This window comes from Jiella sonneratiae (assembly GCF_017353515.1).
Lineage (GTDB): Bacteria > Pseudomonadota > Alphaproteobacteria > Rhizobiales > Rhizobiaceae > Jiella > Jiella sonneratiae.
The window spans coordinates 126,938-138,927 of record NZ_JAFMPY010000014.1 but is presented as its reverse complement, the minus strand read 5'-3'; the positions used below and the strand labels follow the sequence as shown (position 1 = coordinate 138,927).

The window sequence follows — 11,990 nt, the reverse complement described above, 5'->3', positions numbered from 1 at the left end:
ATGCCGGAAACGACGACGCTCATTCGCCGCGCGGGCTTGATAGGAGCCCCGCTCTGATCGAGCGGATCTCGTATCAGGGCATGCGGCCTCTCAGTCGACACGCTGTCCGTCGCAAAAGACGTGGAAATGCCGGTCGTCGCAGTCGATCGCGACCTGCGCATCCTGAAGCTCCGGGCCCATCCGGGGCGCGCGGATGACGATTTCGTCCCCGTCCGTCAGCGTCACATGGACGAGCGTATCGGTGCCGAGCTGTTCCAGAAGCCGGATGCGTCCGCGCCAGCGGCCGCCCGTTTCGACGATGCGGAGATGTTCGGGCCGAACGGCGACCATGTCGCCGCCTCGGCTCTCGGCGATCCCGCCCTTGAAGAAGTTGATCCGCGGCGAGCCGATGAAACCCGCGACGAAGGGCGACTGGGGGCGGTCGAAAACGTCGAGCGGGCTGCCCGCCTGCTCGATCCTTCCCGCATTCATCACCACGATCTTGTCCGCCATGGTCATCGCCTCGACCTGATCGTGGGTGACGTAGATCATCGTCGAGCCGAGCCGGCGATGCAGGTCGAGCAGCTCGATGCGCATCTGTCCCCTGAGGGCCGCGTCGAGATTGGACAGGGGTTCGTCGAACAGGAAGACGCCCGGATCGCGCACGATCGCCCGGCCGATCGCGACGCGCTGCCTCTGGCCGCCGGACAGCGCGGCGGGCTTGCGGTCGAGATAGGGCTCGAGCTGCAGGATTTCGGCGGCGCGGCGCACCTTCCCGTCGATCTCTGCCGCCGGCCGCCTGGCGAGGCGCAGGCCGAAACTGATGTTGTCGCGCACGCTCATGTGCGGATAGAGCGCATAGCTCTGGAACACCATCGCGATGCCGCGCTGTGAGGGGGTCACCGCGGTCACGTCGCGGCCGCCGATCTCGATGCGTCCGCCGGACGTTGTCTCCAGACCGGCGATCATGCGCAAGAGGGTCGACTTTCCGCAGCCGGAGGGTCCGACGAGGACCGTGAACGACCCGTCCGGAACGCTCAGCGAGAGTTCCGGGATCACCGTATGCGTGCCAAAGACCTTGCGCGTGTCGGCCAGACTCACTTCGGCCATCTGCCTGTCTCCTTCAAAGCGAGTGTGCCGGGCTCAGAAGTCGGCGACGCGCTTCGGGCCGATGCCGGACGCCATCATGAAGGCGGCGAAGCTCTCTTCGGTCAGCCTGAGGCGCAGATCCTTCCGACTTTCCACGGGCCAGAGGTCGTCGAATTCGCCCGGGTCCGTCTCGGTGTCGAAGAGCTCGCCTTCGCCGGCATCGTGGTAGAGGCAGAGCTTGTAGCGCCCGTCGAAATACATGCTGCCCCGGCTCCCCCTGCTGCCGGGAAAGCTGATCGCATCCCAGAACTCCGAGATCACATGGGATCTGTGCTCGTCGAGCGGGGCGTTCCCGGTGAGGATCTTGAAGAGGGAACGGCCCTGGTCCTGCTCCATCGGCGCGAGCCCGGCCGCCTCGCAGAGGGTCGCGGGAATGTCGACGAGTTCGACGAGCGCGTTCGAAATGCCGGGTCGGGTGTGCCCCGGCCAGGAGGCGATCATCGGCACGCGGACCAGCCCGTCGTAGAAGCGGCATCCCTTGTAGAGAAGGCCGTGATCGCCGAGCATCTCGCCGTGATCGGACATGAAGAGGATCAGCGTGTCCCGCTCCTGGCCGGTCCGCCGCAACGTGTCGAGCAGGCTGCCGACCATGTCGTCGATGAGCGCGATCATGGCGTAATAGGCGGCCTTGATCCGCCTCGCGTCATAGCTGTCGGGCGGCGTGTCGTGGCTCTCGCGACCCTCGGGAACCGTCATCGCCTTGCCTTCGGGCGGCAAGACGCGCGGGTCGACCGGCGTGGTGGACTGCTGGTCGACACCGCGGAACCGTTCGAAACGTGCCATGTCGCTCTCCCGGAAGATCGGCAGCGACATCTCCTTCGGATCGAACTTCGCCATGTATTCGGCCGGCGGATCGAAGGGCGGATGCGGATCGAACAGGTTGACCGACAGGAACCACGGCCGGTCGCGATGGGTCTCGATGAAGCGCTCGGCGCGCTCCCTCGCCCAGGTGGTCTGGTGATGTTCGGTCGGCATGCCGTCGGCGAGCGCCTCGCTGGCGAAGGCGAAGGCCTCGTCCACGTCGACGCCCTTTTCCACCAGCCAGTTCTGATAGTCGTGGGCGGTGCGCACCGCCTCGCTCACGTCCTTTTCGGGGTAGGGGTGCTTGCTCCAGTAGAATTCGTCATAGCCGTCGTCGCCGCGCTTCTCGATCCGGCGCTGGGTCGCCGCGAGATGCAGCTTGCCGATCAGGCCGGTGCGCCATCCGGCCTTTTGGAAGACCTTCGGAACGAGCTCCAGATGCTCGGGAAAATGGTCGCAGCCGTTTCGCTGGACGTGATGGGCGACGGGATGCATGCCGGTCAGGAAGCTCGCCCGGCTGGGCGTGCAGATCGGGCTCTGGGTGTAGGCCCGGCGGAAGGCCACGCCCGTCTTAATCAGGCTGTCGATATGCGGGGTGCGCGCCCCCTCGAACCCCAGCCCCGAAATGGTGTCCCAGCGCTGCTGGTCGGTGCAGATCCAGAGGATGTTCGGCTTCGTCATGGACATGGCTTTCCCGTATCCCCGCGCCGCTCTGGGAGCGGGGAGATTTGAGCGGTGGCTTCGCTGCGCCCGGCCCGCGATCGCGGGCCGGGCGCTCACATGATGGTCAGCGCAGGAGCCGGGCGCGCCTGAAGATGCGCTCGACGTCGGAATTTGCCGCCGCAAGCGCGTCCTCCGCGCTGCGCTGCCCGGTGACGATCTCCTGCAGGGCGGCGCCGACCCGGTCGGCGGCCGGCCGGAACTCGGCGATCGGCAGGCGATAGTGCGGGTCGGCGGTCGCCAGCGTGTCGCGATAGGCGTCGGTGAAACTGCCATGGCCGAAATCGTAGCCATGGGCCTTGATGAAGGCGGGATCGTTCCAGACCGAATTGCGCGTCACGGCGACGAAGGAACTGTTGGCGGCGATGTCCTGCATGGTCTTCTTGCTGGTCGCCCAGATCAGGAAGGCCTCGGCCGCTTGCTTGTTCTTCGACGCCGCGTTGACCGCGTAGGCCTGGGAGGTGAAGGGCGCGAAGGTGCCGGCCGGGCCGCCCGGCGGCACGGCGAAGCCCAGCTTGCCGGAGACCTTCGACAGTTTCGGATCGAGAATGCGGCCCGCCAGCGGCGCGCCTTCGATCGCCATGGCGATGTCGCCCTGCTGCATGGCGATGACCACCTCGTCGTAGCTCGCCGAGACGGAGCCGGGGATGCCGTAGTCGGTCAACAGCTTGGCGTAGAACTTCGCCGCCTCGACCGCTTCGGGAGAATCGAGCGTGGGGGTCAGATCGTCCGGATAGTCCTTGACGAAGCTGCCGCCGAAACCGAGCAGGAACTGTGTCCAGTACCAGATGTTCTCGGACGTCGACGGCTTGCCGCGCATCGCCGTGCACTTCATCTCCGGCGTCTGCAGCTTGGCGCAGTCGTCCATCATTTCCGAGAAGGTCTTCGGCGGGCCGTCGATGCCGGCGGCCTGAAACAGATCCGGCCGCCAGTAGAGCATCTGCGTCGCCGCGAAATGCGGAAGCGCGTAGAGTTTTCCGTCGATCCGGTTCGCATCGATCGTGGCCGGCAGGAAGTCCGCGAGATCGACGTCGGGATCGGCGGCGATCGCATCGTCCAGGGGTTCGAGCAACCCGCCGCCGCCGAAACGCACCACGTCGCTCGCCTCGACGAAGACGAGATCGTAGGCCGGCGAACGGGACGAGAGTTCGACCGTCACCTTCTGGATGCCCTGGGTCAGGGAATAGAGGTCGAAGACGACCTTCGCGCCGGTCGCTTCGGTGAACTGGTCCGCGCGCTTCTGAAGCTCGGTCTCCCAGGGCTGCTGGGTGCCGAGAACGCGGAGCGTGACGCCCTCATAGGGCTTGTCCTGCGCCACGGCGCTCGCGGATGCGAGCAGGCTCGCCGCCAGCGCCAGGGATGCGATCGTTCGTTTCATTCTTTTTCCTCCCATTCTGGTTGTGAATTCATCCCTTCACGCCGCCGGCCGTGGTCTGCACCAGGTATTTGCGGATGAGGATCGAGAAGCAGAGCACGGGCAGCAGGATCAGCGCGCCGGCGGCGGCGACCTTGCCCCATTCCGTGCCCTCATAGGCCATGTAGCTGAGGATCGAGACGGCGGCGGTGCGCGCCTCGAAGCGGGTCAGGGTCAGGGCGAAGAGGAATTCGTTCCAGGCGAAGATGAAGATGAGGATGGCCGTGGAGGCGATGCCGGGCGCCGCCAGGGGGATGGCGATCCGCGTCATCGTCTGGAACCTCGTGGCGCCGTCGATGATCGCCGCCTCCTCGATCTCGTGCGGGATCGCATCGAAGAAGGGAATGACGATCCAGATCGCCAGCGGAATCGTGAAGACCGAATTGATGAGGATCAGCCCGATCCGCGTGTCGATCAGCCCGATCTGGCTGTAGGCGAGATAATACGGAAGGACGTAGATCATTCCGGGCGCGGCCCGCACCAGCAGCACCCACGACAGGAAGCCCGCGCGCCGGCCTCCGGTCAGATGGGACAGCCCGTAGGCCGCCGGCACGGCGAGAGCGACCGAGACGACCACCGTTCCCGAGGAGATCAGCACCGAGTTCCAGAACGCGTGGAGGAACTGCGGGTCGCTCAGAACGGCCGCGTAGTTCTGGAACGTGAACTCGGTGAACAGGCTGGGCGGCTTCTGAAAGATCGCGAGCTGGCCCTTGAACGAGGTCGACAGCATCCAGACGATCGGCGCGAGCAGAAACAGCGCGAACAGATAGGTGACGGCATAGCAGACGAATTTTTCCCGACGCGACAGGATCATCGTGCGCCTCCCTCGGCCGAACGCGCGATCTGAACCAGGAAGGGCGAGCAGAATGCCATCATCGCCAGGAAGAACAGGACGATCATCGAGGCGGCGTAGTCGATCTGCAGATAGTCGAAGCCGGTGACATAGGCATAGAAGTTCACCGGCTCCGTCGCGCCCGCCGGGCCGCCGCCGGTCAGGACGAAGATGATCGGAAAGATCGCCAGCGCCTCGAGAATGCGGAACACCACGACCGTCCGGATGATCGGCGCGAGCGTCGGGATCGAGATGTAGCGGTGGGTCTGCCACCACGTGGCGCCGTCGAGCGTTGCGGATTCATATTGGTCCTTGCCGATCGTTTCGATGCCCGACAGGAGGATCAGGGCGACGAAGGGCGTGCCGACCCAGGTCGAGGCGACGACGACGGTGGCGAGTGCGGTGGCCGGCATGCTCAAGAGGTCGATGTCGAGATCGATGCCGAGAAGGCCCGAAAGCCAGGCGAGCCCGCCGGCGCCCGGGATCACGAAGAGCTTCCAGACGAGACCGCTGACGGCCGGCGGAATGACCGCCGGAAGCAGGAAGAGAATGCGCATCCAGCGCGTGCCGGCGAGCCTTTCCCGCAGACAGATCGCGAGCGCCAGACCGAACAGCAGCTGCAGCGCGACGGGAATGAAGATCAGCTCGGCCGTCACCACGAGCGAATTCAGGAAGCGGCTGTCGGACAGCAGCGAGACGTAGTTGTAGAAGCCCTGCCAGACCGGCGGCAGGCCGGACGTCACGTCGATGAGGAACAGGCTGACCGTGAAGGTGACGAACAGCGGCACGATGGTGATCGTCGCCAGCACCAAGAAGGTCGGCAGAATGTATAAGCCGTAGCCCCTGAGGCGGCTTGAATGCATGTCGAATTCCTCCCATGCGGAAGATGACGCCGGACGCGCATGGCGTCCAATGCCGAAAACGGATATATTATTCGTATTTTCTATGGGAGGGTTCGCATGGAGGAGTTTGCGCGCTTCCTCGCCGTCGCCGATCTCGGCAACATGTCGCGGGCTGCTGAAACGCTGAACATGTCGCAACCCACGCTGTCGCGGACGATCGCCCAGCTCGAATACCGGTACGGGACGAATCTGTTCAGGCGCGGAGCGGGCGGTATGCAGTTGACCGAGGCGGGGCGCATTCTCTACGATCATGCAAGCCGCGCATTGCGCCTTCTGCGGGACGCGGAGGAGCGCATCGACTACGAGGGGATGGGGGGCCAGCATTCGCTCAGCATCTGCGCCGGCGACTCGTGGGGAAATGCGGTGCTGCCCCAGATCGTCGAAGGCTTCCTCGGGAAGCATCCCGAGATCCGCCTGCGGCTCGACGTCATCGGCAGCGAAGCGCGCATGGCGGGGCTCGCCGCCGGCGACTACGACGTCTCCTGCGGGATCACGCTGCCCCGCCACGAGCGGCTGGGGCGGATCGTGTTCGAGCCGATCCTGCAGGCGGGCTATTCGGTCTATTGCGCCGCCGATCATCCCCTCAGGATGCGGTCGGGCTCGCTGACCGCCGAGGATCTGCGGCAGTTCTCATGGATCAAGCACAAGTTCGAGTTCGATCACGATCCCGGGCAGTGGCAGGTCACCGGCCGCACCTATGCGATGAGCACGAACACGATGGTGAGCACGCTGGAAGTCGTCCGCCAGACCGAGTTTCTCATCTCGACCTCCGCGATCTCCCGCGATCTCTTCGCCCGGCACGAGGTCGTCAGCCTCGGCCCGGATCCCTTGTCGGCGCAGCATCTGTCCGGTCTGCATACGCTGAGGGAGGCGATCCTGCCGGCCCCGGCACGCCTGTTCATCGGCTATTGCCGGACGGCCTGCCGGCGGCTGTATCGGGATTTCTGCGTGCCTGGCCTCACGGAGCACGAAGCCGGACCGGACTGATACGGTTTCCGGCAGATCACGTCGCGACGCCGGAAACAACGACGCTCATTCGCCGCGCGGGCTTGAGACGAGCCCCGCTCTGATCGAGCGGATCTCGTATCGGAGAACCGCCGGATCCCGGCGTGAGAGGAGCCAAGACCCGATGACCTGCTGCGGCGATCGGACGAGAGCCGGTTCGAAACCGGGCAACGCGGCGCCCGGCCGCGCCGCGGGACCGGCGACACGCTCGGCCGCGATTGCCGACGCCACGCCCTGCGAACGCGTGCGCTTCGAAGGGGGGCCGAGCCACGTGGGCACCTTTCGGCCGGAGATCGTCGCCGACGGCGAGGGGATCGTGCGGAAGGTGCGACTGCAACCCTTTCTCGTCGACGCCGTGCCGGTCACCAATGCGAGATTCGCCGCCTTCGTCGCGGCCACGGGCTATGTGACCGAATCCGAGCGCTTCGGATGGGGGCCGGTCTTTTCCGGGCTCCTGCCCGAGGCGGAACGGATCGCGTCTCCCGGACCCGCGCCCTGGTGGACGGCGCGCGACGGCGCCTGCTGGCACGCGCCGGAAGGGGCGGAAAGCGACGTCGCCGAACGGGCTGGCCACCCGGTCGTCCATGTCTCGCTCGCCGACGCGCAGGCCTTCGCCGTCTGGGCCGGCGGGCGCCTGCCGAGCGAGGCGGAGTGGGAGCATGCCGCCCGCGGCGGACTTGAGGGCGACCCGCGCTTTCCCTGGGGAGACCGGGAGCCGGACGATAGGGATTTCACCCCGGCGAACATCTGGCAGGGCCGGTTTCCGGACGAAAACAGCCGTCTCGACGGATGGTTCGGAACGTCTCCGGTGGGCAGCTTCCCGGCCAACGGGGCCGGGCTTCACGACATGGCCGGAAACGTCTGGGAGTGGACGGCTGACCCTTTCCGGATCCGCTCACTCAGCAAAGCCGCCAAGTCGCGCAACGCAAAGGCGCGCGAGGCGGGGGAGAGGGTGACCAAGGGCGGCAGCTTTCTCTGCCATCGCAGCTACTGCTATCGCTACCGCATTGCCGCGCGGTCGGGCACGGCGCCCGACAGCGCCGCGAGCCATACCGGATTTCGGGTGTTTTACGACGCGTGAAAAGGCCCGTCGGGCGCCATCTCTGCAGCATAGGCGAAACGGCTTTCTCATCCGATCGCCCGCTGCAGCAGCCGATCCCCACGGTTGGTGCCGTCGAGCCGGAGCTCGGCCGGAGGTTGGCCGGAACTCGGCCGCAGGCCGGCCATCGGCGGACTCGCCGGCAGGCGCCCCTTGGGGCGCCGGGCCGTCATGCCTTGTAGCGGTCCTTTGCCGTCAGCCAGTGCTCCACCACGCCGGGTTTCCGCCCGTAGACCGCTTCCGCCAGAAATGCGCATTCGGCGTCGTGGCGCTCCTCGTCGACGTCGATCCACCAGCTCTTCGGCCGGCCGTCGCTGCCGTCGTTCCAGCGATAGCCGCGCGCCTTGAGGAGGTCCTTGCGCTCGAACGGGCTGCCGACGGCATAGAGCCGGCAGCGCCTCGCCGCGGCCGAGCGGACGAGGCGGGAAAAGCCGTCGTTGCCCGCCGCCTCGCCGTGAGCGAGGACTTCGAGCAGCGCGTGGCAGTCGTCGACGGCCCGGTGGCCGTTGTGGAAGAAGCCGCACTGGCCGACGAGATAGGCGAGCTTCGACCCCTCGAAGCCGAGCCCGGCCCAGTCGACCTCCGCCACCGAGCAGGCCCAGGCCTTGTCGGCGAAGCCCGGCGCGAAGGCCTCGCAGAACGGGCGGTCGAAGCGGGCGTTGTGGGCGATGACGAGGTCGGCCGGTGCGACGAAGGCGGCGACCGCTTCGGGATCGATCGTCCTGCCGGCGACCATGTCGTCGGTGATGCCGGTGATCCTGGTGATCTCCGGGCGGATCGGCTGCCGCGGCTGGCGCAGTTCGCTGTAGACGCCGACGACGTCGCGGATGCCCTTCTCGTCATGGGTGAACATCACCATGCCGAGTTCGATGATCTCGTCGGCGGCGGCATCGAGGCCGGTGGTCTCGGTGTCGAGGATGACGCCGATGCGTTCGCCGTCGCGCCGGGCGGCGGGGGACCAGCCCGCGACGACCGGGCGCGGGCGCAGCCGGCGCAGCACGCGATAGTCGCCGCTCGCCTCGATCCGGCGGGCCATGGCTTCGAGGTCGGAGGAAAGATCCGAGGAAGGCGCGGCAGCCGGTTGCGGCACAGCCTCGAGCCGGGGCCGCGCGGCGGGCTTCGGGCGGGCCGGCTCCCCGCCGCCCTTCTGCGGCGCCGGGGCGGTGAAGAGATCGAATTGTCGGGTCGGGGCGGACTGCATCGCCGGCGAGCCTAGCGCAGGGGCCGCCGCGGCGCGAGGCGCCACGGGTACAGAAGGGGCGAGGCCGGCCGCACTATCCCCGGCTTTTTCGTCGGACCCGCTGCGTTTCCTCCGGTGGCTTTCCGCCGGGTGGCCCGTGCCGGGAGGCCTGCGGCCGCCTTTCGCAGGGACAGTCAGGCGCCGAAGCGGGGTTCCGGAACGCCGGTGATGCCGAGGCCGTGGATGGCGAAGAGGCTGCCGCGCATCACCCCGTCGCCCGGAAAGCGCGGCAGCGGCGGCTTCGCCATCGACGTCACGTAGAGGATGTCGAGCTTCGGGCCGCCGAACATCACGCTGGTGACCTTCTTCACCGGCATGTCGATCACCCGGTCGACCGCGCCGTCGGGGGTGTAGCGCACGAGCTTGCCGGCATAGACGAGGGCGTTCCACAGGCATCCTTCGCTGTCGACCGTCGAACCGTCGGCGGCGCCGCCGCCGGCCGTGTCGACCCGTGTGAAGGTGCGACGGTTGGCGATCGCGCCGGTCGAAACGTCGAAGTCGTAGGCCCAGATCTCGCCGGTCCAGGTGTCGGCGAAATAGAAGGTCCTGTCGTCCGGGCTGAAGCAGGGGCCGTTCGAGCAGATGATGCCGCTGTCGACCTTGGTGACCGTGAAGTCCGGATCCAGCCGGTAGAGGGCGCCGAAGGGCCCTTCCTCCATCGTGTCCATCGACCCGGCGAAGAAGCGGCCCTTCCGGTCGACCTTGCCGTCGTTGATGCGGTTTGCGGGGCGATCCGGCTCGGGGTCGTGGATCAGGTCGACGTCGCCGGTCTTGAAGTCGAGCGCGTGGAAGCCGTTCTGGAGCGAGACGATCGCGCCCTCGCCGTCCTTCCTGAGCGCCATCGAGCCGATCTTTTCCGGGACGTCCCAGGCCCGCAGTTCGCCGCCGTCGGCGGTGGTGCGGAACACCCGGCCGTCGAAGCTGTCGATGAAGTAGAGCCGCTCCTGGCCGACGTCCCAGAGCGGGCCCTCGCCCAGCGTCGTCTTGACGTCGAGAAGCACGTCGATGCGCATCACAACACTCCTATCCGAGAAAGCGGGGTTCCGGCAGCCCGCGCACGCCGAGGCCGTGAACCGCGAAGAGCCCGCCGGCCTCGCGGTGGCGGTGGTAGTTGCCCTGGAAGGGCCGGGCCATGGAGGTGACGTAGGCGATGTCGAGATCGGGGCCGCCGAAGGTCAGGCTGGTCGCCGATTCCACCGGCAGGTTGACGATGCGCTCGACGACGCCGTTAGGGTCGAAGCGCACGAGGCGCCCCGCATAGACCTCGACGCTCCAGACGAAACCCTCCGCGTCGACCGTCGCGCCGTCCGGCAGGCCGCGCATCGTCTCGAAGCTCGCGAAGACCCGCCGCGACAGCACGTCGCCCGTCGCGGTGTCGTAGTCGTAGGCGTAGATCACCCGCCGGCCGGTGTCGGCAAAATAGAGGATCCGCCCGTCTGGGCTGAAGCAGGGCCCGTTGGAACAGACGATGCCGTCGTCGAGCCGGTGGACCGACATGTCGGGATCGAGCCGGAACAGGGCGCCGACCGGGTCGCGCTCCTCGAAGTCCATCGAGCCGGCGAGGAAGCGGCCCTGCCGGTCGACCTTGCCGTCGTTGAGGCGCGGCCGGAGCGCGCCGGGCTGGGTTTCCGCAAGCCGCGCGACGGCGCCGGTGTCGAAGTCGAGGGTAAAGAAGCCGGAGCGCAGGGCGACGATCGCGCCGCCCTTCTCCCGCAGCGCCAGCGAGCCGATCGGCTCCGGCACCCGCCAGCTCCGGCGCTCGCCGCCCGAGGCGTCGCAGGAATAGACCGCCGGCGCATAGGAATCGATCCAGTAGAGCCGCTGTTCGGCGACGTCCCAGAGCGGGCCCTCGCCGAGACTGTCGCGCTGGTCGGTGAGAAGTTCGATCCGCAGCATCGGCCGTGTCTCCGCGTCAGAAGCCGACCTGGTCGCCGCCCTTCAAGGACAGGATCTGCCGCGCCTCGTCGGGGGTGGCGACGGCGAGGCCGAGGCCCTCGATGATCTTGCGCACCATCGTCACCTGTTCGGCGTTGGAGGTGGCGAGCCTGCCCTTGCCGGCCCACAGGCTGTCTTCGAGCCCGACGCGAACGTTGCCGCCGAGCGCCGCGGCCTGGGCGGCGATCCTCAGCTGGCTCGCGCCGGCGCCGAGCACCGACCAGCGGAAGTCCGAGCCGAACAGCCGGTCGGCCGTGCGCTTCATGTGCTGGACGTCCTCGGGATGGGTGCCGATGCCGCCGAGAAGGCCGAAGACCGACTGGACGAAGAACGGCGCCTTGACGAGACCGCGATCGGCGAAATGCGCCAGATTGTAGAGATGGGCGATGTCGTAGCACTCGAACTCGAAGCGCGTGCCGTTGTCGTAGCAGGTCTGAAGGATGTACTCGATGTCCTTGAAGGAGTTGCGGAAGACGAGGTCCTTCGTGGCTTCGAGATGCGGCCTTTCCCAGTCGAACTTGAAGCTCTCGTATTTCTGGACGAGGTGGTAGAGGCCGAAATTGATCGAGCCCATGTTGAGCGAGGCGACCTCGGGCTTGAACTCTGCGGCCGGGCGGACCCGCTCCTCGACCTTCATGTAGGGGCTGCCGCCGGTGGTGATGTTGATCGCGGCATTCGTGCCCTGCTTGATGCGCGGCAGGAAGCGGGCGAAGGCTTCGGGCGTCTGGTCCGGCTTGCCGGTTTCGGGGTCGCGCGCATGCAGATGCAGGATGGCGGCCCCCGCCTCGGCGGCGCCGATCGCGGCTTCGGTGATCTCGTCCGGGGTGATCGGCAGATGCGGCGACATGGTCGGCGTGTGGATCGCGCCGGTCACCGCGCAGGTGATGATGACTTTGCCCTCAGTGCTCATGGAA

The 11,990-nt window shown here is 67.1% G+C and carries 11 protein-coding genes; 2 read left to right on the top strand and 9 right to left on the bottom strand.

All coding sequences use genetic code 11. The annotated features are described in order from the left end of the window. Positions 1–90 precede the first annotated feature (90 nt). The 5 genes from J1C47_RS14365 to J1C47_RS14345 all read right to left on the bottom strand — a co-directional run bounded on the left by J1C47_RS14365 (position 91) and on the right by J1C47_RS14345 (position 5,758). Positions 91–1,089: an ABC transporter ATP-binding protein gene (locus tag J1C47_RS14365; protein ID WP_207351459.1), complete on the bottom strand. Its 999-nt coding sequence runs from the start codon at positions 1,087–1,089 to the stop codon at positions 91–93. Between the two features lie 33 nt (positions 1,090–1,122). Beyond that, positions 1,123–2,610 carry a sulfatase family protein gene (locus J1C47_RS14360; RefSeq protein WP_207351458.1) on the bottom strand — a complete coding sequence of 496 codons (1,488 nt, stop codon included), beginning with the start codon at positions 2,608–2,610 and terminating at the stop codon, positions 1,123–1,125. 106 nt (positions 2,611–2,716) lie between these two features. Continuing rightward, positions 2,717–4,027, bottom strand: coding sequence for an ABC transporter substrate-binding protein (locus tag J1C47_RS14355; RefSeq protein WP_207351457.1), 1,311 nt, complete (start codon positions 4,025–4,027; stop codon positions 2,717–2,719). A 28-nt stretch (positions 4,028–4,055) separates the two neighbouring features. Next, positions 4,056–4,877 carry a carbohydrate ABC transporter permease gene (locus tag J1C47_RS14350; RefSeq protein WP_207351456.1) on the bottom strand — a complete coding sequence of 274 codons (822 nt, stop codon included), beginning with the start codon at positions 4,875–4,877 and terminating at the stop codon, positions 4,056–4,058. Beyond that, a complete protein-coding gene (locus J1C47_RS14345) occupies positions 4,874–5,758 on the bottom strand; it encodes a carbohydrate ABC transporter permease (RefSeq protein ID WP_207351455.1) in 885 nt (294 codons plus the stop codon). Before J1C47_RS14345 ends, J1C47_RS14350 begins: the two co-directional genes overlap by 4 nt. 39 nt (positions 5,759–5,797) lie before the next feature. On the opposite strand from J1C47_RS14345, the gene J1C47_RS14340 reads away from it, so the two are divergent. Both J1C47_RS14340 and J1C47_RS14335 read left to right on the top strand, forming a co-directional pair. Further along, entirely contained in the window at positions 5,798–6,784 is a 987-nt protein-coding gene (locus J1C47_RS14340) for a LysR family transcriptional regulator (RefSeq protein WP_207351454.1), read from the top strand. A 142-nt stretch (positions 6,785–6,926) separates the two neighbouring features. Beyond that, complete coding sequence (locus tag J1C47_RS14335; RefSeq protein WP_207351453.1) at positions 6,927–7,883, top strand: formylglycine-generating enzyme family protein; 957 nt, start codon at positions 6,927–6,929, stop codon at positions 7,881–7,883. Between the two features lie 187 nt (positions 7,884–8,070). On the opposite strand, the gene J1C47_RS14330 is transcribed toward J1C47_RS14335, so the two are convergent. From J1C47_RS14330 to kce, 4 genes are all read right to left on the bottom strand, one after another. Further along, the gene (locus J1C47_RS14330) at positions 8,071–9,102 is read right to left on the bottom strand and encodes a 3'-5' exonuclease (protein WP_207351452.1); all 1,032 of its coding nucleotides are present in this window, start codon (positions 9,100–9,102) and stop codon (positions 8,071–8,073) included. A gap of 173 nt (positions 9,103–9,275) precedes the next feature. Beyond that, entirely contained in the window at positions 9,276–10,154 is an 879-nt protein-coding gene (locus tag J1C47_RS14325) for an SMP-30/gluconolactonase/LRE family protein (protein ID WP_207351451.1), read from the bottom strand. Positions 10,155–10,164: 10 nt separating this feature from the next. Further along, a complete protein-coding gene (locus J1C47_RS14320) occupies positions 10,165–11,037 on the bottom strand; it encodes an SMP-30/gluconolactonase/LRE family protein (protein WP_245396564.1) in 873 nt (290 codons plus the stop codon). Between the two features lie 16 nt (positions 11,038–11,053). Continuing rightward, complete coding sequence (kce, locus tag J1C47_RS14315) at positions 11,054–11,986, bottom strand: 3,5-dioxohexanoate:acetyl-CoA acetone transferase (protein ID WP_207351450.1); 933 nt, start codon at positions 11,984–11,986, stop codon at positions 11,054–11,056. Positions 11,987–11,990 lie beyond the last annotated feature (4 nt).

What these genes read in the sequence shown, in the direction of transcription:
- J1C47_RS14320 (WP_245396564.1), bottom strand. Translation starts at nt 11,037, where the DNA reads ATGCTGCGGATCGAACTTCTCACCGACCAGCGCGACAGTCTCGGCGAG.
- J1C47_RS14325 (WP_207351451.1), bottom strand. Translation starts at nt 10,154, where the DNA reads ATGCGCATCGACGTGCTTCTCGACGTCAAGACGACGCTGGGCGAGGGC.
- kce (WP_207351450.1), bottom strand. Translation starts at nt 11,986, where the DNA reads ATGAGCACTGAGGGCAAAGTCATCATCACCTGCGCGGTGACCGGCGCG.
- J1C47_RS14360 (WP_207351458.1), bottom strand. Translation starts at nt 2,610, where the DNA reads ATGACGAAGCCGAACATCCTCTGGATCTGCACCGACCAGCAGCGCTGG.
- J1C47_RS14345 (WP_207351455.1), bottom strand. Translation starts at nt 5,758, where the DNA reads ATGCATTCAAGCCGCCTCAGGGGCTACGGCTTATACATTCTGCCGACC.
- J1C47_RS14355 (WP_207351457.1), bottom strand. Translation starts at nt 4,027, where the DNA reads ATGAAACGAACGATCGCATCCCTGGCGCTGGCGGCGAGCCTGCTCGCA.
- J1C47_RS14350 (WP_207351456.1), bottom strand. Translation starts at nt 4,877, where the DNA reads ATGATCCTGTCGCGTCGGGAAAAATTCGTCTGCTATGCCGTCACCTAT.
- J1C47_RS14330 (WP_207351452.1), bottom strand. Translation starts at nt 9,102, where the DNA reads ATGCAGTCCGCCCCGACCCGACAATTCGATCTCTTCACCGCCCCGGCG.
- J1C47_RS14365 (WP_207351459.1), bottom strand. Translation starts at nt 1,089, where the DNA reads ATGGCCGAAGTGAGTCTGGCCGACACGCGCAAGGTCTTTGGCACGCAT.
- J1C47_RS14335 (WP_207351453.1), top strand. Translation starts at nt 6,927, where the DNA reads ATGACCTGCTGCGGCGATCGGACGAGAGCCGGTTCGAAACCGGGCAAC.
- J1C47_RS14340 (WP_207351454.1), top strand. Translation starts at nt 5,798, where the DNA reads ATGGCGTCCAATGCCGAAAACGGATATATTATTCGTATTTTCTATGGG.